Consider the following 18,471-nt stretch of genomic DNA (forward strand, 5'->3'; position numbering starts at 1 on the left):
GAGTGGGAGGGCCGCCGGTCGGCGCGCCCTCCCACTCGAATCGGTTTCCGTTACTGCTGTTGCGGCGGCTCGGCCGGCTGCTCGGATGCGTCGTTCGTCATCCAACGCTGCGCCGGCGGCGTTGCGGGCAACGCCGACTGTCCTTCACCGGCACCCCCCTGCGTCCCCTCCGTGGCGAGACCCGTCCGAACTGCGGGGTCGACGGGCTTGCGCGCGACCGCCTCGGCTTCGGCGACGGCCTGGGCCACCTCGGGGTCGCGCTTGGTCGCGAACCAATCCTCGACCTCGGCACTGTCGTCCTCGGGCCGTTGCAGTTCCTCGTCGACAGGACTCGGCTCGAAGCGGAAGACGCCGTCCTCGCCGGGCGCGCCGAGCGTCCGCGCGAATCCTTCGAGCGCCTTGCCGAAGTCGCTCGGCACCACCCACATCTTGTTCGCATCGCCCTGGGCCATCTGCGGCAGGGTCTGCAGGTACTGGTAGGCGAGCAGCTCCGGAGTGGGCTTGCCGGCCTTGATCGCTGCGAACACCTTCTCGATGGACTTCGCCTCGCCCTGAGCCTCGAGGTAGCGCGCCGCGCGATCACCCTGCGCGCGCAGGATCCGCGACTGCCGGTCGGCCTCGGCTTCGAGGATCGCGGCCTGCTTCGCACCTTCGGCGGAGAGGATGCGCGACTGCTTGTCGCCCTCGGCGGTCTTGATCGCGGATTCGCGGTGACCCTCGGCCGTGAGGATCATCGCGCGCTTCTCACGGTCGGCCTTCATCTGCTTCTCCATCGATTCCTGGATCGACGGCGGCGGATCGATGCTCTTGAGTTCGACCCGGGCGACACGCAGGCCCCATCGGCCGGTCGCTTCGTCGAGCACACCGCGGAGCTGGCCGTTGATGGAGTCGCGCGAGGTGAGCGTCTCCTCGAGGGTCATTCCACCGACGACGTTGCGGAGTGTGGTGACGGTGAGCTGCTCGACCGCGGCGATGTAGTTGCTGATCTCGTAGACGGCCGCCTGCGGGTTCGTCACCTGGAAGTACACGACCGTGTCGATGCTCAGCGTCAGGTTGTCCTGGGTGATGACCGGCTGCGGCGGGAACGAGACGACACGTTCGCGTAGATCGACCTTCGCGCGGATGCGGTCGACGAAGGGCACCAGGAAGGTGAGCTGACCCGACGCCGTCCGGTAGTACCGGCCGAGACGTTCGATGACCGCGGCCTCCGCTTGCGGTACCAGCGATACCGATTTGGCCACGACCACCACGACCAGTGCCACCACTACGGCGAGCACGATCAGAGCTTCCATCCTCAGACACCCCTCCACACGACGGCAGTCGCGCCGTCTATCTGCATCACTGTCACTGTCGTTCCCGGCTCGTATACCTCGGTGGCGTCCAGCGGCCTGGCGGTCCACACCTCACCGTCGATCTTGACGCGCCCGGAATGCTCCCCCACCTGCTCGAGGACCAAGGCGTGCTTGCCCGGGAGAGCGTCGATCCCGGTCGGCAGAGCGGGCGGCTGGGAGTACCGCCGCCTCAGCATCGGCCGGACACCGAGCAGCAGAACCAGCGAGGTCACGGCGAAGATCACCGCGTCGATCCAGACGGGCAGATCGGTCGCCGCAGAGACACCGCCGGTGACGAGCGCTGCACCGCCGAGCATGAGCAGCGCGAAGTCGCCCGTGAGCGCTTCGCCGGCCGCCAACGCCACTCCGGCGATCAACCAAATCAATGCGGCCACGATCACCATCGAACCACAAATCGGACATCCTGGCAGATGCCCTGGTGGAGGAAACGGTCTCGGCTCCTCGTCTTGGATGCTGTTTCCCGAAGGGGAGATCTCAGGGCCGGAGATTCTGTATTTTTCTTTTTTCCGTCCCGACCGGACTCCCACCTCGCTCCATAAGTGAAGTTAGCCGAAACACATCCTTTTGCCGTTGTGAGATCGGTGATACCGTCCCCGAACTATGGGTATCACCCCCGTGCGTTCGCTCCTCGTGGGAGCGTTGATCGGCCAGAGCGCCGACGCCGATCCGACCGACACCGCAATCCTTGCGGCCACCATCCGCTGTCTGAGCCATCACGGCCTCGAGCGGACGACCGTGGCCGACGTCGCGGCGGAGGCCGGCGTCGGCCGCGCGACGGTCTTCCGACGGTTCGACACCAAGGAGGAACTGCTCGGTCGCGCGTTCGCGTGGGAGCTCGATCAGCTCGTCACGCGGTTCCACGCCGCCATCGACGACATCGAGGACCCGTACGAGCGCGCGGTCGAATGGATCGTCGAAGCGGTCCGCACCGTTCGCCACCACCCGGTCGCACGACGATTCGTCGACGACGGAGCCGCCCTCCCCCTCCTGCACGATCCGCAGATCACCGCCGCGCTGCTCACGTCGGTCCGCCACGAACTCGACCTCACCGCACAACGGGCGGGGATCACGTTCGACACGGCCACCGCCGCGGAGATCGTCTCGCGATTCTTCGCGAGCGTGTGGCTCGCACCCGATCTGGGCAGCGCCACCGCGACCGACGACGGGGTACGACGGGTGGCCCGGACCATGCTGTCCTTCCTGATCGTGCCCTCGACGCCCTCCACCGACAGCTGATGTCCGCATCCGTTCCCCAGCCATCGAACCCGAGGAGTCCGGCAATGGAAGTCACTCCCGCACAGCGTGTTCGCGCAAACATCGAGGACGACGTACCCGTCGCCGACCGCACCTTCGTCCGGTTGCTGGCAGATCGCCGCATCTGGCCGATGTTCCTGTTCCGGGCGCTCTCCCTCCAGGGCACCCACCCCACCGTCATGGTTGCGCTCGAACAACATTCGAAGTCGTTCACCGAGCCGTCGGTACGCGCGGAGAACACCCTCGCGTACACCTACCGCATCTACTTCGGCGAGAACGTCGCCGATTCGGCACGCGAACTGCGGGAGATGCACCGCCCCATCACCGGACTCGACTACGAAGGCCGGAGATACCACGCGTGGAACCGCGACGTGTGGACGTGGGTCCACCTCACCACCATCGAATCGCTCATCTACGCGATCGAGGTCTGCTTCGGTCCGCAACCCGCACCGGAGGTGGAGGCCTTCTACCGGGAGAGCTGCCGGCTCGGCATGCTGTTCGGCGTCCGTGAGCAGGACATGCCGGACGACGTGGCAGCTCTTCGCGCCTACGTCGACCGAGGGGTCGCCGACAAGCTCGCGATGTCGCCCGGAACCCGGCGGATGCAGCAACTCGTCGACGAACAGGACGTGATCGCAACCCTCGAGCCGAAACTCGCCGCACTCCCCCGGCCCCTTCCCGCCGTCCTCGAGAAGTTGACGGGGCGGCCGGTGAAGACGTTGATGTTCGGCGCATTCCCCGAATCCGTCCGCCGGATCTGGGGAGTGCCGTGGAGCGCGGCCCGCGAACGTGAGTTCCGAGCGATCCTCGCACTCATGCGCGTCGGCTCCCGGCTGGTTCCCGAGCGCCTGCGCATGATCCCGGAAGCCCGCGCCGCGCTGGGGATCTGACCCACCGGTCCTCACCGCCGTACACGCGTCCGCTCGTAGCGGACGCGAGCCGATGCTGCAGTCGTCGGCCGTCCTGCAAGTACCCGACTCGGGTATCCGGTTGCTTCCGTGCCCGGTTCCACCCAGTACCAATCGATTCAGTGTCAGTTCATCAGGGGGCTCGATGAAGACCTCGCGACCCGCGGACGCAGACGTCCGGGGTGAGCGGCCGTTCGGAGGTGCCGTGGTCACACGCACCGCCGACTCCACACGCACATTCGGACGCACGCTCCGTCTGGCGTTCCGCTCCACCGCATACCTGATCGTCGACATCGCACGCGGTCGTTTCCCGATGCGGGAAGCAATCGTTCAGGGATGGTTCTTCATCTCCGTCTCGGCCGTGCCCGCAGTTCTGGTGGCGCTGCCGCTCGGCGTCGTCATCGCCGTCCAGGTCGGCAGCATGACCGACAACGTCGGCGCCAACTCCATGGCCGGCGCGGTGGGCGGCATGGGAGTGATGCAGCAGATCGCGCCCCTGGCCGCGGCCCTGCTCATCGGTGGTGCCGGTGGTTCGGCCATCTCGGCCGACCTCGCCTCGCGCACCATCCGGGAGGAGATCGACGCGCTGCGCACCCTCGGCATCGACCCCCAGCGCAGGTTGGTCTCCCCCCGCATCCTGGCGATGGTCGTCGTCGCCCCGATGTTGTCGGTGCTGATCATCCTCATGAGCATCCTTGCGAGCTTCGCCGTGGCCTCGCTCGGCCAGGGGGTCGCCCCCGGCTCGTACTGGTTGTCGTTCGGCAGTTTCGCCTCGACCACCGACCTGATCGTCTGCCTGTTCAAGGCCGCGGTCTTCGGTTACGTGGTGGCGATCATCTCCAGCCAACGGGGCCTCGAAGCCAAGGGTGGCCCGAAGGGCGTCGCGGACAGCGTCAATGCGGCCGTGGTGCTCAGCATCATCGCCTGCATGGTCGTCAACCTCTTCATCACCCAGGTGGTCCTGATGTTCGTCCCCATGAGGTTCCTCTGATGAGCGCCACACGCAGCGGATCCGTTGCCACGCCGTCGCCCTATCGTCCCCGCGGTCTGCGGTGGACGCGCCACGCCGGCCGGGCGTGGAACCCGATCGAATCCCTCGGGCTCTACCTGCACTTCGTCGTCGTCTCGTTCCGCGGCATCGGCCACGCCCTGCGCCGCAACCGCCGCCAGACCGTCGCCATCTTCACCGACCTGACATGGGGCAACGGCCGCGCGGTCATCGTCGGCGGAGGCGTCGCACCGGTGCTGGCCATCCTCGGCATCGTCGCCGGGGCGATGGTCGGTCTCGTCGGCTTCTCCGCGCTCGACATGCTCGGGATGGGACCGCTGACCGGCGCCATGTCGGCCCTCGCGAATCCACGCGAGCTCGCTCCCCTCATTGCGGCGATCGGATTCGCCGCCCAGGCCGGCTGCCGCATCACCGCCGAGGTCGGCGCCATGCGGATCTCGGAGGAGATCGACGCGCTCGAAGCCCAGGCCATCGACTCGATCCCCTACGTCGTCTCCACCCGGCTCATCGCCGCCGTCGGCGCCGTCGTCCCGTCCTATCTGATCGCGCTCGCGCTCGGATTCGCCGCCACCGGCGCGACCGTCACCGTGGTGCAGGGTCAGGGGTCGGGCGCCTACGACCACTACTTCCACATGTTCACCGAGCCGATCGACCTGATCTACTCGCTGATCAAGGTGATCGTGTTCGTCCTGGTCGTGACGCTCGTGCACGCCTACCAGGGCTATCACGCGAGCGGTGGTCCCGAGGGGGTCGGGATCGCCTCGGGCAGGGCCATCCGGGCGAGCCTCGTGCTGATCGTGACCACCGACATGGTGCTCACGCTCGTCATGTGGGGCCTCGACGCGACGATCAGCTTCTCGGGGTGAGGAATCAGTGAGCTCAGCACAGTATTCGGGCTTCGGCCCCAGTCGCCGCGGACTGCGGATCCGCGGGCTCGCCGTCGTGGTCGCCGCCGCACTCGTCGTCACCGTGGCCTGGTGGGCGTCGCAGCCCGACCGCTCCGGTGAGGTGCAGTTCGCCGTCACCGCATCGAATCTCGGCGACGGAGTCTCCACCGACACCGCCGTGCGTCTGCGGGGCATGTCGATCGGATCGGTGATCGAGGTCGAACCGCAGGGGCCGCAGCAACAGATCGTCACGCTCGGTGTCGACGAGGAGCACGTCGACGAGCTGTCGACGGCGATGCACACCCGTTTCGTCTCGTCGAACATCTTCGGCTCCACCGCACTCGAACTCATCCCGATGCCGGGCGGCGAGCCGATCCGAGCCGGCAGCACCCTCGCCCTCGGCGATGTCGGGGACTACACCGTCACCACCGTGCTGCGCGATTCCGGTCGTCTCCTGCTCGACGTGGTCACCCCACAGCTGTCGGACTCGATCGACAGTGCCGCCGAACTGACCCAGCAGATGGCGCCGCTGCTCGCCTCGTCGCTGCTCGTGATGCGCAACATCGCCCGCACCCAGAACGAGCCGCTCAGTGAGCTGCTGCCGAAATTCGCGGATGTCTCCGAAGGTGTCGCGGCGTTCACCCCGTCGGCACTGAACACTCTGTCGGCCATCGCGTCCGTCGAGGAACTCGAGGACGATTTCCGCACGCAGCAGGCAAGCGAGACGATCACCGAGGTCTCGCATCTGGTGCTCGCACTCTCGGGTGAGATCGTCGGCGCGCTCGGCCCCACTTCGTCTGCCGTCGACATGCTGCTCGACATCCTGATCCCGCTGAACCAGAGCCTGGGAGGGGTCACCCCCGATCAGGTCGACAGGCTCGTCGACGGCGCAGACGGTGCCCTGCAGCACCAGGGCGACCGGGTGGTCCTGGGGGTGGACGTGCTCGTCGACACCTTCCCGGCCTTCCGGGTTCCGCTCGAAACCACCGGGGGTACCCGATGAGAACTCCACGCCAGGCAGCCGTCCGGCTCGCCCTGCTCGCCGGCGTCGTCGTCCTGATCATCGTGCTGATCGTGCAGGCGATCGAACGTCCCGTCGGCGGATCGACCGTCGCCTACAAGGCCCAGTTCGGTGACGTCTTCGGCCTCAAGGAGAACGCCGACGTGCGCCTGCGGGGCGTACAGATCGGCAAGGTCACCGACATCTCGGTGTCCGACGGCAACCGTGCGCTCGTCGACTTCACGGTGCTCGAGGAGTACCGTCTGCGCGAGTCGGACCGGCTGCTCGTGAAGTTCCAGAACCTCACGGGCCAGCGCTATCTCGAACTCGATCGCAGCGAGGAGGGTGGCCAGGAGGTCGACCCGTCGGGGCTGGTCGTGAACACCGTCGACTCGTTCGACATCACCACGGTGTTCAACGGGCTCAAACCGCTTCTGCGCGAGGCCGATCCGGCCGTCTACAATCGGCTCGCCACGAATGTGGCCGCGTTGATCGAGGGCAGCGAGTCCAGTCCGACCCCGGTGATGCGCGACATCGCCGAACTCGCGAGCTACGCCGAGGACCGAAGCGCGCTGATGAGCACCCTGCTCGACAACTTCACGGCCCTCAACGAGCAACTCGAAGGCCGGTCCGAGAATCTCGAGAACATCCTCGAGGTCTTCCATTCGATCTTCACACCGCTGGTGACACGTATGACCGAGTTCCTGTCCCTGACCAAGCTCGGTGCACTCGAGATGGCGGAGGTCGACCGCACGGTGAACCTGCTCTCCCAGCTCGGTCTCGGCGCGCCCGCCGAGCACGAGGGATTCCTCGAACGCAACGATGATTTCATCGTCCGCGTGGACCAGGTGATCCCGGATCCACAGACGGCCATCGACACCCTGTCGGTGCTGCCGGGGATCTTCGAGGGCATCAATTCCCTGGTGCCGCGCGTGGACGAGTCCCGACAGTGCAGCAACGGCGCGGTGCAGTTGCCGATCGAGGCCGACATTCTGCTCCAGGGCCGTCCCCTGACCATCTGCAACGGAGGTGCCTGATGCGCACCCGTCTGTTCGGACGACTCGACTTCGGCGCCGAGGACGCCGATCCCCGCACCCAGATGTGGTGGGCGCTGTCGGGTCTGATCGTCCTCGCCCTCGTCGCGGGAATCGTCCTCGTGCTCTATCTGCGACCGGTCGGTTCGACGACCTATCGGCTCGAACTACCGGAATCGGCGGGGCTCGCTGCCGGCGACGACGTGCGCATCGCGGGTGTGCCGGTCGGATCGGTCACCGGTCTGAACCTCGCCGACGACCACGTCGACGTCGAATTCACCGTGGAATCCGAGCATTTCGTCGGAGACCAGACCTCCGTGTCGGTGCGGATGCTCACTCCCATCGGGGGCCTGTACCTCGCGGTGCACCCGGCCGGCCGGCAGCCGCTCACCGAACCGATCCCCGAGAACCGCGCAGCACTGCCGTTCCTGGTGAACGACATGTTCGAGGAGGCCACCGAGGTGGTGGAAGAACTCGACACGCAGGCACTGCGCACCGCCCTGGACAAGACCGCTGCGCTGCTCGGCGAATCCCCGGATTCGGTGCGGATCACGGTCACCGATCTCGAAGCCGTCATGGACGTCATCGCGAATCAGAAGGACCAGATCGAAAGCCTGCTCGAGCTGTCCAACGAATATCTCCGCACCGCCAACGACAACAAGGAACTCGCGCTCGAGATCATCCGCGGCTACGCGATCCTCGGCCCCAAGATCGTCGAGGCCCATCAGGACGTGAAGATCTTCGCCGACGGGCTCTCCGGGCTCGCCGGGCTGCTGTTCGACTTCCTCAGCGGCCCGTACCAGGAAAAGGTCGAACCGATCATCCCGCATCTCGTCGAAGCCGCCGACAGCAGTGCGGAACTGTCGGCCTCCGTCGAGTCGATGACGGAATCCCTCCGTGCCACCCTCACGGGACTCGCGGCCGTCGCCGGTCCCGAAGGCCAGGCCCTTGTCGACCAGAGCGGACTGACGGTCCAGCGACCCGACGTCTGTCTCCCGATGCCGGGAACACGGTGCTGACGTGCGAACACTGACGACGACTACACGACGACTCGTTCCCGCGGTGACGGTCGTGGCGCTGGCCGTGGCCGGCGCGACCGCCTTCGCCGCGACCTCGGGGGACGACACCTCGATCTGCGCGTACTTCGAGGACTCCTACGGCCTCTACCCCGGTTCCCCGGTCACCATCCGCGGGATCTCGGTCGGGACCGTGGACCGGATCGAACCCGACGGTGCGCGCGTGCGCGTCGACATGACCGTCGGTGACCGCGAGCTTCCCGCCGAGACCGGCGCGGTGATCACCAACGCGTCCATCCTCACCGACCGCAGACTCGAACTCGTCGACGCCGATCCCCGGCCGGGACCGACCCTGTCGCGGGAGACGTGCATCGACACGGCGCACACCCGCACCCCGGTCAGCGTGTCGGACGCGCTCGGATCGTTCTCCGAACTCGTGCGGCAGATGACCGAGCGCGGACCCGACGGGACCGCGCCGCTCGAAACCGCATTGAAGGACGCCGGACGCGAGTTCGAGGACCTGGGACCGACACTCAACCGAGAACTGCGCGACCTCGCGGACCTGCTCTCCTCCCCCGACAACTTCATGGACCAGCTGGGGCAGATCCTCGACAACTCGGCCGAGATGACGACCCTGCTCACCGGCGACTGGGAGAACGTCAAGTCCACCATCCAGACGTTCGCCCCGGGCCTGGCGGGCATCGAGCAGATGCTCGTCGTGGCGAAGATCCTCGTCGAGAAGCTGTCACTGGCCGTCGGACCTCTCGACCGGCTGTTCAACGAGCACTTCCCGTACCTGATGAACGCCCTGAACTCGACGCTGCCCACGCTGACGATGTTGCGCACCCAGGCGGAGAGCTCGAGTGAGCTGCTCGCCACCATTCCCGGCACGATCACGATGCTCGAGACCATGGTGCAGTCCCACCCGGGGTCGGTCGCCGTCGAACTCGATCCCGCCCGCGCCGAGGTGCCGACCCCCGATGCCGCGCTGACGTGCACGGCACTCGAGCAGATCGCACCCGACAGCTGCACCGTGGTGTCGTCCCGCTCGGTGTCGGTGCCGCTGCCTCAGCTGGTCCTGTCGACGATCGGAGCAACGCCGTGACCCGTTCGTTCTCCCGGTCCCGCCTTCTCATCGGTGCGGTCCTCACCGCTCTGGTGGCATTGTGCGGATGCAGTTTCGACCCAAGCGACCACGCGCTGCCCGGCTCCGGGGTGCGCGGACCGACCTACCGGCTGAACCTCGAATTCGAATCGCTGCTGAGCCTGCCGGCCGGGGCGGACGTCCGCTCCGAAGGCATCTCGGTCGGCACCCTGCGGGCGATCGATCTCGAGCCGCACAGCGCCGTTGCCCGGATCGACGTATGCGAGTCGGTGGTCGTGCCTGCGGGCACCCGCGCCGAACTGCGGCAGAACACCGTGCTCGGCGACATCTACGTCGCTCTGCTCCCCCCGAAGGACGGCAGCGGCGCACCCTTGCAGGACGGCGACACGATCCCGTTGCAGGACACGGATCCGGGTCCGCAGATCGAGGACATGCTCGAACGCATCGCGATGTTCGTCAACGGCGGAAGCCTGACCCGCCTGCAGGATTCGCTTGCGCGGCTGAACGACGTGCTGCCCGAGGACACGCAGGAGACCCGTGAGTTGTCGGCGGTCATCTCCAACGATCTGAGCGAGGCCGCCGCGAACATCGACCAGATCGATCGCATCGTCGTCGCGACGGAGGACCTGTCCCAGCGTCTCGATGCCGCACGCGACGACGTGGGGTTCCTGTTCTCCGACACCGCACGTCGGCGTCTCGACCGGGTGCCTTACTTCATGGAGGCCGTGCTCAACATCGTCATCGACGTGAACACCATGGTCACGGGCCTGGAATGGTTGATCCCCCGCCTCCCGCACATCAACGACAACCTCGAGATCCTCACTCCGCTGCTGCGCGAACCGTCGCCGAACGCCACCGAACTGCGCGGCAACGCAGCAGAACTCGTGGAGCTCGTCGACGAGAAGCTCGTCCCCTTCCTGCTCGAACCCGGCATCGACATCCGTGAGGTGACCATCGCCGGTAACGAGGGGAGTCCGGCGGCCGACGGACTGGTTCTCCTGCGCATGATCGGAGCGATCCCGTGACCCGAATTCCGGCCTGGATGTCCGCACTCGCCCTGGCCCTCGTGATGATCCTGGGAACCTGGTATCTCGTCGTCGGTGTGCTGCAGATCGATCCGACCCAGCGCCGCGTGCACGCCGTGGTGGACATGCGCGACGCGGCAGGACTGCGCACCGGATCGAGCGTCGTCTACCGCGGGGTGAACATCGGACGGGTCGACGGCATGGAAAACCTCGACGGTTTCGTCCGCATGAACATCTCTTACGAAGCCGAACACCGCATCCCCGTCGACAGCACCATGCGCGTCGAGAACCTGTCGTCGCTGGGCGAACCGGTGTTCTCGTTCCTCCCGGCCTCGACCCAGGGGCCCTATCTCGAGGACGGCGCCCACCTGACCGAGATCGTCGAGCTGCCCACCTCGGTACCCGATCTCCTCGCCACCACCTCGGAGCTGCTCGAACAGACCGACGCCGAGTCGCTGAACGAGCTCGTCGCGACGTTCACCGAATCGGTTGCGGGTCTCGAGGAGACCATGCCCGCGGCGGGTCGTGGCGCCGAGCTGCTGCTGTCGACCCTGACCCGGCACGAGGGATCGCTGGAAACGGTACTGAGCGACCTGATGTGGATGATGGGCGATGTGGACTGGGTGCGACCCGCGATGGTCGCGGCGCCTCCCATGCTGGACCAGTTCGGTGAGACCCTCGGTGTCTCGTACGAGTACCTCTTCGAGGGGTCCTCGGTACTGAAGGGTGAGGAGATCCTCGGCTCGTGGCGCGAGGAGGAGATCGAACTCGCCGACTTCCTCAGGAGGTTCGCACCCGAACTCGGCGCGATCGGTGTCGCGCTCCGCCCGGTCACCCAGGCCACCGGTTCCGTGGTGGGCCGAATGGATCTCGGTACCCTGCTCGAACAGGCCATCGCGACCATGCCGGGCGACAGCGTCCGATTCACCGTGAACGTACCCCGATGAAGAAGGAAGAAATCGTCATGTCGAACACCGGCCCCTCGAACACCGGACCTTCGAACACCGGGCCCTCGAACATCGGGGTCACCGAACAGGAACCGGCCACCTCCACGCCGACTGCCGCCGAGGCGGGAAGCCGCGGTCCGTGGTGGTCGTCGGTCCGTGCCCTCGCGGTCGTGACGGTGCTCGCCGTCGTCGCCACGGTCACCTTCGGGGTGCTGTGGGCGACGGACGACTCGTCCGAGCAACTGCAAGCCCTGCAGAGCCGACTCGACACCGAGGCCGAGGCCGAGGCCGTCGCCTCCGACTACGCGCTGAGCGTCTCGGAGGTCGACTTCCGTGATCTCGACGCCTGGCGGACGGCGCTGACCGACGGCGTCAGCGAACAACTCGCACCGAAACTCGAAGGCGCCGTGGACGTCGTGGCTCCGTGGCTGACGCAGATGGAGTACACCGCCGACGCCCGGTTGCTCGCGGCCGAGGTGGCGAGCAACGACGGCGATACCTTCGTCGTCCAGGTCTTCGTCGACATGATCTCGAAGAGCAAGCAGACACCCGACGGCGTCGCCGCCACCGCGACCTACACGGTGACGATGGACCGCGCGTCGGACTGGACCATCACCGACGTCGGCGGAGTGGGCACCGGCCTGCCGGGTGGCGCCGCGGAGCCGGAACCTGCGCCGGCGCCGGCGGACGGGGGCCGCTGAGGTTCCGGTCGGTCAGCCCTCGTCGGGTTCGGTGACGAAGTCGACGAGGCGCTCGACGGCGCCGATGAGGTGCGATTCGAGATCGCGGAACGAGTTCACGGCGTTGTAGACGCGCCGCCAGCCGTCCTGCGGGGTGCCCCAGCCCAGTTCACGACAGACGCCGGTCTTCCAGTCCTGGCCGCGCGGGATGGTGGGCCAGGCGTCGATGCCGACGGCCTTCGGTTTCACCGCCTGCCACACGTCGATGTAGGGATGACCGGTGACCATCACGTGCGAACCGAGATTCGCGGTGAGACGCTCCTCCTTGGATCCGGTGACGAGGTGGTCGGCGAGCACACCGACCCGCCGGCCCGGGCCGGGATCGAACTCGGCCAGCCGGGCACCCAGATTGTCGAGGCCCTCGAGTTGTTCGACGACCACACCCTCGACCCGCAGATCGTGCCCCCACACCCGTTCGACGAGGGCGGCGTCGTGCACGCCCTCCACCCAGATCCGGCTTCCCCGCGCCACGCGTGCGCGCAGACCCTCCACCCGGGTGGACCCCGAAGCGGATCTCGTCGGTGCGGAGGCGGGACGGATCTTCGGTTTGACGAGGGTGACGGGTGCTCCGTCGACCAGGAACGCGGCGGGTCGCATCGCGAACAGGCGGGTGCGTCCCTGCGCGTCCTCGAGCCGCACGAAGTCGCCGTCGTAGGTCTTCTCGATCCCCACGATCGCGCCGCACCAGCCGGATGCGGCGTCCTCGACGACGACGCCGCGCTCCGCTGCGAGTTCGGGAACGGCCTTCTTCTTGGTGCGGGCGTGACCGGCATAGATGTCGCCGCCGTAGATATCGCGTGGGCTCACGCCAGTCGACCCTAGGACATCGCGCGGGACCGCTCGCGCTGCCACGCCGGACCGCCGTGCGCGGTCGCCGTATGCTTTCGGGGTGAGTTCTCCGAGCCTGACGCTGACCGTGTGGGCTGGGTCGTGGCTGTCCGGTCACGCCTCCCCCGACGATGTGATCGACGCGCTGCACGAATGGGCGCCGATGCATCTCGCGGGTGCCCACGATGCGGCGACGGCCTCCGCTGCGGATCTGCCCGACAGAGGTGTCGCCGACGGTGCCGCCCTGCTGCTCACCCTGATCCGCCGCGTCGACACCGCCGCCGGCGCGGGTCTGCATCTCGTCCTTCCCGCCCCGGGCGACGTCCGCGCGCTGCCTGCCGGTACGGCGTTCGCCTCCGCAGCGCTCGCGGCCGGTGAAGGTGTCGTCGTGGGAGCGCCCGGCGCCCCGGGGCTGGGTCTGGTACCCGTCATCGAGGGTCCGGACGCCCTGCGGTGGAACGTCTTCACGCTGCCGGCGGTCCCCGAGATCGCCGTCGACGGTGGTCTCGGTGCGGCCGAGTTCGCGATCCGCGAGGCGGTGCGTGATGCCGCCTCCGCGTTGAGCGGAATCCCGACGGTGGGCACCGACGGGCACCGCACCGATCCGCGGACGGAGATCGCCGAGGAGGTCGCCGAACTCGCGCGGCACCGCTATCCCCCGTCACTGCCCGCACGTGCCGTGCGCGTCCTCGACACCGCAGACCAGGTCGCGGCGATCCTCACCGTGGCCGGTCGCGGAGGGGGTCTGCGGGCCGGTTCGGTGTCCGCCGCCACCGGCCGCGAGGGCGCGCTGCAGCCGCTGTGGGCCGCGGTCCGCGAGGCCCGCACCGGTGCGGTCGCGGCGGCTCTGCGGGCCGAGCACCATCGCTGACCGCACCGGCAGTGCGCGTCGACTCCAGTGCGCGTCGACTCCAGTGCGCGTCAACTCCGCTGCGCGGTGACCAACAGGTACTCCCAATTCATCGCTCCCCCACCGAGATCGTGACGCTGGGCGAGTTCGAGCAGGTCGAGATCGAGAGCCGCGACCCGTTCGTCGTCGTCCGCGATGTTGCGGTACACCGCGATGGTGGGGCCGTAGGCGGACTTGAAGAACTCGCGGAAGTCCTCCCCGGTCGCGAAGCGTTCGACGCGCAGGTTCTCGGTGCGTGCCTGCAGGTCGGTGACACGGTCGCCGATCAGCTCGCGCACGTGCACCTCGTCGCCCCACAGCGGCGGCGGCTGTGCACCCGGCGGGGGCGGTGGCGCATACGGTTTCATCGTCGCGAACATCTGCCCGATGAAGCCGGTGGGGGTCCAGCTCAGCAGGCCGATACGTCCGCCCGGGCGGGTCACCCGGAGCAGTTCGTCGGCCGCGGCCCGGTGGTGGGGCGCGAACATCACTCCCACGCAAGAGATCACGGCATCGAAGCTCGCATCATCGAACGGGAGTGCTTCGGCGTCGGCTTCCTGCCAGTCGAGCGTCGCACCTGCCGCTTCGGCGTCACGGCGGCCGACCTCGAACAGTTCCGGGGTCAGGTCGGTCGCGAGCACCCTCGCACCGGTGAGCGCGGCGGGGATCGACGCATTGCCCGATCCGGCGGCGATGTCCAGGACGCGGTCGCCCGGACCGATTCCGGTCGCGGCCACGAGAGCGGGGCCGAGTTCGGCGATGACCTCGGTCGCCACCGCCGGATAGTTGCCGAGTGCCCACATCGCCCGGTGCTTGGCCTTCAGGGCGAGATCGGCGTCGTGTGTCGTGGAGATGTCGGTCATCAGAGGATTCCTCCTGTCGAGGGACCCGGCTTCGGCGCCGTCTCGGAGGCGGCCCGGGTCACAGATCGACTGTAGGAACGCGGACGCGGTGTCCTCCAGTACACAATCTGTACTGCACAGCCGCACATCCGTGCTGGTCGTGGCGGTCCGACCGGCCTACGATCCGATCATGGGCCCGCCCTACCACCAGTTCTGTCCCGTCGCCAAGGCGATGGAGTTGTTCGACGAGAGGTGGACGCTGCTCGTAGTGCGCGAACTCGTGCTCGGCAGCGAACGGTTCAACGACCTCCGGCGCGGCCTGCCCCGCATGTCGCCGACGCTGTTGTCGAAGCGGCTGCATCAGCTCACGGCGGCGGGCATCGTGCGGCGTCTCGAGGACGGAAACGACGTCCGGTACGTGCTCACCCCGGCGGGACGCGATCTCGAGACCGTCGTCGACGCACTCGGTGCGTGGGGCACGCGGTGGACCGGGAAACTCGGTGACGTCGACCTCGATCCGCGACTGCTGATGTGGGACATGCACCGGCACGTCGACCATGCGGCCCTGCCGGAATCCCGGGTGGTCGTGGAGTTCGCCTTCCCGACGGTCACCCACGCGTCGCGCCGGTGGTGGATGGTCATCACGCCGCACGACGTCGACGTGTGTGACGAGGACCCGGGCTTCGAGGTCTCGATCCGGGTGACGACGGGACTGCGGGAGCTGACCGAGATCTGGCGTGGCGGAGCGACCTGGCCGGACGCATTGCGCTCGGGCGCCGTGGTCGTCGACGGTCCGAGCGCCCTGCGCCGGTCGCTGCCGCGCTGGTTCGACTCCCCTCTGGCCTCACCGGTCGGGCACCCCGCCCGGTGAGGCGCGGAGGGATCTATCCGTTCGCGGCGGGACGGGACGGGCGTTTCGGCGGCTCACAGCACCCGACGGCGCACAGGCTCCCGTTGCACGCGGCCCCGAGCAGCGGTTCGGTGCCGCAGCGACGGGCGGTGATCCCGTCCCGCTGTTCCTCGACGAGTTCGCGGACGAGTTGCGCGAAGCGCGGGTCGGTTCCGGCCGTCGCCGCACGAGAGAAGCCCATGCCCAGCTCAGCGGCCCGGTCGCGAGCCTCGGTGTCGAGATCCCACACGACCTCGAGATGATCGGAGACGAACCCGACCGGCACGACCACGACGGCGCGGACTCCCCGTTCGTGCAGGGCGTCGATGTGGTCGACGATGTCGGGTTCGAGCCACGGCACCTGCGGCGGACCGGACCGCGACTGCCACACCAGGTCGTAGTCGTCCTCGCCGAGCGCCTCGGCCACCAACCGCGCCGCTTCGGCCACCTGCCGGCTGTAGAGATGCCCACCCTCCTCCGGCGGACCACCGGTCGCGTCGAAGGAGTTCGGAACGGAGTGCGCGGTGAACACCACGCGCGCGGAATCGCGCACGGCGTCGGCGAGTTCGACGCGGGCGGCGCGCACGGCGTCGGTGACGGCGTCGAGGAACAGCGGGTGGTCGTAGAAGTGCCGCAGCTTCGTCAACTGCGGGGCGTTCTCGACGGCGTCCCGTGCCCGCGCGATGTCCTCGTGGTACTGCCGGCATCCCGAGTAGCCGCCCCAGGCGGAGGTCGCGAACACCAGGGCGTTGCGGATCCCGTCGTCGCGCATCCGCGCGACGGTGTCCTCGACCATGGGATGCCAGTTGCGGTTGCCGAAATAGATCGGCAGATCGATACCGTGCGCGTCGAACTCGGCGCGGACGGCGTCGATGATCGCCCGGTTCAGGGCGTTGATCGGCGAGACACCCCCGAAGTGCAGATAGTGCTGCGCAACCTCGTCGAGTCGTTCCGGTGGGATCCCCCGTCCGCGGGTGACGTTCTCGAGGAACGGCCGCACGTCGTCGGGTCCTTCCGGTCCGCCGAACGACAGCAGCATCAGCGCGTCGTACGCCCCGGGGGTGTTCGTCATGAAAGTGCCTTCCGTCGTACGGTCAGCTGCCGAAGCCGACCTGGGAATGGAAACCACCGTCGACGTAGACGATGGATCCCGTTGTCCCGGGTAGCCAGTCGGACAGCACCGCACACACGGTCTTCGCCACAGGCGTCGGGTCGTCGACGTCCCAGCCGATCGGGGACGCGGCCGACCAGCCCTCGTTCAAGCGGTTCATCTCCGCTCCCGGGCCGGTCGCGTCGCCCGCGATGGCCTTGGCCGCGAGCGTCTTGATCGGGCCGGCGGCGACGAGGTTCGAACGGATGCCGCGCGGGCCGACCTCCTTGGCCACGTAGCGGTTCACCGACTCGAGCGTCGCCTTGGAGACACCCATCCAGTTGTAGAACGGCACGGCCCGGGAAGGGTCGAAGTCCATTCCGACGATCGAACCGCCCTCGTTCATGACGGGCAGGACGGCCTTGGCGAGCGCGCCGTAGGAGTAGGCCGACACCTCGAGTGCCACCGCGACGTCCGTCCACGGCGCGTCGAGGAACGGGCTGCCCAGGCAGGACCGGGGTGCGAAACCGATGGAGTGGACGACACCGTCGATCCCCTCCGGTGCGAGTTCGCGGATCTTGTCGGCGAGACCGTCGAGATCCTCCTGGTTCTGCACGTCGAGGCTGATGGCCGGCGGCACCGGCTGCGGGAGACGCTGCGCGATCCGGTCGATCAACCGGAGTCGCTCGAAGCCGGTGATGATCACCTTCGCGCCCTGTTCCTGCGCGGCCTTCGCGGTGTGGAAGGCGATCGAGGCATCGGTGATGATGCCGGTGACGAGAATGGTCTTGCCCTCGAGCAGTCCGCCCATGAGTGTGTCGGTCCTCCAGTGAGATTCGGATGTGGTCGCGAGACCGTCAGTGGCCCATGCCCATGCCGCCGTCGACCGGGATGACGGCGCCGGAGACGTAGGCGGAGTCGTCGGAGGCCAGGAAGCTGACGACGGCTGCGACGTCCTCGGGCTTGCCGAGTCGCTGCAGCGGGATGAACTTCTTCGCGGTGTCGCGCAGGTCGTCGGACAGATCCGCAGTCATGTCGGTCTCGATGAAACCGGGAGCGACGACGTTGGCGGTGATCGATCGCGAACCGAGTTCGCGGGTGACCGAACGGGCGAGACCGATGACACCGGCCTTCGAGGACGCGTAGTTGATCTGACCGGCCTGCCCGGCGAGGCCGACCACGGAGCCGAGGAAGATCATGCGGCCCCAACGGGCACGGAGCATCGCGCGGTTGGCGCGCTTGGCGCACCGGAAGGCGCCGGTGAGGTTCGCGTCGATCACCGAGCTGAACTGGTCCTCGGTCATGCGCATCAGCAGGGTGTCGTCGGTGATGCCCGCATTCGCGACGAGCACCTCGACGGGACCCTGATGCTCCTCGACCTCCTTGAACGCGGCGTCGACCGAGTCGGCGTCGGTGACGTCGCATCGCACACCGAACAGGCCGTCGGGCGCGCCCGAACCGCGGTGGGTGACGGCGACCTTGTGGCCGTCGGCCTGCAGGCGACGGGCGACGGCGAGGCCGATCCCGCGGTTTCCACCGGTGACGAGGACGGATCGGGGGGTGACACCCGCGCGCGTGGACGCTGCGGCACTATCTGCGTCAGTCATGCATTCCAACCTATCTGGTGGCCTGTCCGGGACGGAAAACGCTCCGTGA

At 67.9% G+C, this 18,471-nt stretch carries 20 protein-coding genes; 13 read left to right on the forward strand and 7 right to left on the reverse strand.

What is annotated here, in order from left to right:
• Positions 1-50: 50 nt before the first annotated feature.
• Both ACWPOC_RS13180 and ACWPOC_RS13185 read right to left on the reverse strand, forming a co-directional pair.
• Positions 51-1,292: an SPFH domain-containing protein gene (locus ACWPOC_RS13180; RefSeq protein WP_024100834.1), complete on the reverse strand. Its 1,242-nt coding sequence runs from the start codon at positions 1,290-1,292 to the stop codon at positions 51-53.
• 2 nt (positions 1,293-1,294) lie between these two features.
• Positions 1,295-1,735 (reverse strand): NfeD family protein, encoded by a 441-nt coding sequence (locus tag ACWPOC_RS13185; protein ID WP_120282483.1) that lies wholly within the window; start codon positions 1,733-1,735, stop codon positions 1,295-1,297.
• 217 nt (positions 1,736-1,952) lie between these two features.
• On the opposite strand from ACWPOC_RS13185, the gene ACWPOC_RS13190 reads away from it, so the two are divergent.
• The 11 genes from ACWPOC_RS13190 to ACWPOC_RS13240 all read left to right on the forward strand — a co-directional run bounded on the left by ACWPOC_RS13190 (position 1,953) and on the right by ACWPOC_RS13240 (position 12,238).
• Positions 1,953-2,588 (forward strand): TetR/AcrR family transcriptional regulator, encoded by a 636-nt coding sequence (locus ACWPOC_RS13190; RefSeq protein WP_159418417.1) that lies wholly within the window; start codon positions 1,953-1,955, stop codon positions 2,586-2,588.
• 44 nt (positions 2,589-2,632) lie between these two features.
• Entirely contained in the window at positions 2,633-3,496 is an 864-nt protein-coding gene (locus ACWPOC_RS13195; protein WP_159418418.1) for an oxygenase MpaB family protein, read from the forward strand.
• A 163-nt stretch (positions 3,497-3,659) separates the two neighbouring features.
• Positions 3,660-4,505, forward strand: a complete 846-nt coding sequence (locus ACWPOC_RS13200; protein ID WP_202399687.1) for an MlaE family ABC transporter permease — start codon at positions 3,660-3,662, stop codon at positions 4,503-4,505.
• Complete coding sequence (locus tag ACWPOC_RS13205; protein WP_120282481.1) at positions 4,505-5,389, forward strand: ABC transporter permease; 885 nt, start codon at positions 4,505-4,507, stop codon at positions 5,387-5,389. Before ACWPOC_RS13200 ends, ACWPOC_RS13205 begins: the two co-directional genes overlap by 1 nt.
• 7 nt (positions 5,390-5,396) lie before the next feature.
• Positions 5,397-6,413 carry an MlaD family protein gene (locus ACWPOC_RS13210; protein ID WP_455408808.1) on the forward strand — a complete coding sequence of 339 codons (1,017 nt, stop codon included), beginning with the start codon at positions 5,397-5,399 and terminating at the stop codon, positions 6,411-6,413.
• On the forward strand, positions 6,410-7,447 hold the full coding sequence (locus tag ACWPOC_RS13215) for an MlaD family protein (protein WP_120282479.1): 1,038 nt from the start codon (positions 6,410-6,412) through the stop codon (positions 7,445-7,447). Before ACWPOC_RS13210 ends, ACWPOC_RS13215 begins: the two co-directional genes overlap by 4 nt.
• Positions 7,447-8,463: an MlaD family protein gene (locus ACWPOC_RS13220; protein WP_455408809.1), complete on the forward strand. Its 1,017-nt coding sequence runs from the start codon at positions 7,447-7,449 to the stop codon at positions 8,461-8,463. The genes ACWPOC_RS13215 and ACWPOC_RS13220 overlap by 1 nt, the downstream gene beginning before the upstream one ends.
• Before the next feature lies 1 nt (position 8,464).
• Positions 8,465-9,565 (forward strand): MCE family protein, encoded by a 1,101-nt coding sequence (locus ACWPOC_RS13225; RefSeq protein ID WP_229568047.1) that lies wholly within the window; start codon positions 8,465-8,467, stop codon positions 9,563-9,565.
• Entirely contained in the window at positions 9,562-10,590 is a 1,029-nt protein-coding gene (locus ACWPOC_RS13230) for an MlaD family protein (protein ID WP_455408810.1), read from the forward strand. The genes ACWPOC_RS13225 and ACWPOC_RS13230 overlap by 4 nt, the downstream gene beginning before the upstream one ends.
• A complete protein-coding gene (locus ACWPOC_RS13235; protein WP_120282475.1) occupies positions 10,587-11,537 on the forward strand; it encodes an MlaD family protein in 951 nt (316 codons plus the stop codon). Before ACWPOC_RS13230 ends, ACWPOC_RS13235 begins: the two co-directional genes overlap by 4 nt.
• The gene (locus ACWPOC_RS13240) at positions 11,534-12,238 is read left to right on the forward strand and encodes a hypothetical protein (protein WP_455408811.1); all 705 of its coding nucleotides are present in this window, start codon (positions 11,534-11,536) and stop codon (positions 12,236-12,238) included. Before ACWPOC_RS13235 ends, ACWPOC_RS13240 begins: the two co-directional genes overlap by 4 nt.
• A gap of 12 nt (positions 12,239-12,250) precedes the next feature.
• On the opposite strand, the gene ACWPOC_RS13245 is transcribed toward ACWPOC_RS13240, so the two are convergent.
• Positions 12,251-13,084: a DUF3097 domain-containing protein gene (locus ACWPOC_RS13245; protein WP_016694064.1), complete on the reverse strand. Its 834-nt coding sequence runs from the start codon at positions 13,082-13,084 to the stop codon at positions 12,251-12,253.
• A gap of 82 nt (positions 13,085-13,166) precedes the next feature.
• Here ACWPOC_RS13245 and ACWPOC_RS13250 point away from each other — a divergent pair, with 82 nt between their 5' ends.
• Positions 13,167-13,976 carry a hypothetical protein gene (locus ACWPOC_RS13250; protein ID WP_455408812.1) on the forward strand — a complete coding sequence of 270 codons (810 nt, stop codon included), beginning with the start codon at positions 13,167-13,169 and terminating at the stop codon, positions 13,974-13,976.
• A gap of 50 nt (positions 13,977-14,026) precedes the next feature.
• Here the strand turns inward: ACWPOC_RS13250 and ACWPOC_RS13255 are convergent, their stop codons facing one another.
• Positions 14,027-14,857, reverse strand: coding sequence for a class I SAM-dependent methyltransferase (locus ACWPOC_RS13255; RefSeq protein WP_455408813.1), 831 nt, complete (start codon positions 14,855-14,857; stop codon positions 14,027-14,029).
• A 169-nt stretch (positions 14,858-15,026) separates the two neighbouring features.
• Between ACWPOC_RS13255 and ACWPOC_RS13260 the strand changes: the two genes are divergently transcribed.
• The gene (locus tag ACWPOC_RS13260) at positions 15,027-15,707 is read left to right on the forward strand and encodes a winged helix-turn-helix transcriptional regulator (protein ID WP_455408814.1); all 681 of its coding nucleotides are present in this window, start codon (positions 15,027-15,029) and stop codon (positions 15,705-15,707) included.
• Between the two features lie 13 nt (positions 15,708-15,720).
• Here ACWPOC_RS13260 and ACWPOC_RS13265 read toward each other — a convergent pair whose 3' ends face one another.
• From ACWPOC_RS13265 to fabG1, 3 genes are read right to left on the reverse strand one after another with little or no spacing between them, the layout of a single operon-like run.
• A complete protein-coding gene (locus tag ACWPOC_RS13265; RefSeq protein WP_120282470.1) occupies positions 15,721-16,797 on the reverse strand; it encodes a ferrochelatase in 1,077 nt (358 codons plus the stop codon).
• A gap of 22 nt (positions 16,798-16,819) precedes the next feature.
• Positions 16,820-17,626, reverse strand: a complete 807-nt coding sequence (inhA, locus tag ACWPOC_RS13270; RefSeq protein ID WP_016694069.1) for an NADH-dependent enoyl-ACP reductase InhA — start codon at positions 17,624-17,626, stop codon at positions 16,820-16,822.
• Between the two features lie 46 nt (positions 17,627-17,672).
• Entirely contained in the window at positions 17,673-18,422 is a 750-nt protein-coding gene (fabG1, locus tag ACWPOC_RS13275) for a 3-oxoacyl-ACP reductase FabG1 (RefSeq protein WP_016694070.1), read from the reverse strand.
• Between the last annotated feature and the right edge of the window lie 49 nt (positions 18,423-18,471).

It is taken from the genome of Rhodococcus sp. 5G237, from assembly GCF_053764735.1.

Coding starts and splice junctions, on each gene's coding strand:
- ACWPOC_RS13260 (WP_455408814.1), top strand. CDS start 15,027: ATGGGCCCGCCCTACCACCAGTTCTGTCCCGTCGCCAAGGCGATGGAG.
- ACWPOC_RS13215 (WP_120282479.1), top strand. CDS start 6,410: ATGAGAACTCCACGCCAGGCAGCCGTCCGGCTCGCCCTGCTCGCCGGC.
- ACWPOC_RS13255 (WP_455408813.1), bottom strand. CDS start 14,857: ATGACCGACATCTCCACGACACACGACGCCGATCTCGCCCTGAAGGCC.
- ACWPOC_RS13205 (WP_120282481.1), top strand. CDS start 4,505: ATGAGCGCCACACGCAGCGGATCCGTTGCCACGCCGTCGCCCTATCGT.
- ACWPOC_RS13220 (WP_455408809.1), top strand. CDS start 7,447: ATGCGCACCCGTCTGTTCGGACGACTCGACTTCGGCGCCGAGGACGCC.
- fabG1 (WP_016694070.1), bottom strand. CDS start 18,422: ATGACTGACGCAGATAGTGCCGCAGCGTCCACGCGCGCGGGTGTCACC.
- ACWPOC_RS13190 (WP_159418417.1), top strand. CDS start 1,953: ATGGGTATCACCCCCGTGCGTTCGCTCCTCGTGGGAGCGTTGATCGGC.
- ACWPOC_RS13240 (WP_455408811.1), top strand. CDS start 11,534: ATGAAGAAGGAAGAAATCGTCATGTCGAACACCGGCCCCTCGAACACC.
- ACWPOC_RS13180 (WP_024100834.1), bottom strand. CDS start 1,292: ATGGAAGCTCTGATCGTGCTCGCCGTAGTGGTGGCACTGGTCGTGGTG.
- ACWPOC_RS13195 (WP_159418418.1), top strand. CDS start 2,633: ATGGAAGTCACTCCCGCACAGCGTGTTCGCGCAAACATCGAGGACGAC.
- inhA (WP_016694069.1), bottom strand. CDS start 17,626: ATGGGCGGACTGCTCGAGGGCAAGACCATTCTCGTCACCGGCATCATC.
- ACWPOC_RS13185 (WP_120282483.1), bottom strand. CDS start 1,735: ATGGTGATCGTGGCCGCATTGATTTGGTTGATCGCCGGAGTGGCGTTG.
- ACWPOC_RS13200 (WP_202399687.1), top strand. CDS start 3,660: ATGAAGACCTCGCGACCCGCGGACGCAGACGTCCGGGGTGAGCGGCCG.
- ACWPOC_RS13265 (WP_120282470.1), bottom strand. CDS start 16,797: ATGACGAACACCCCCGGGGCGTACGACGCGCTGATGCTGCTGTCGTTC.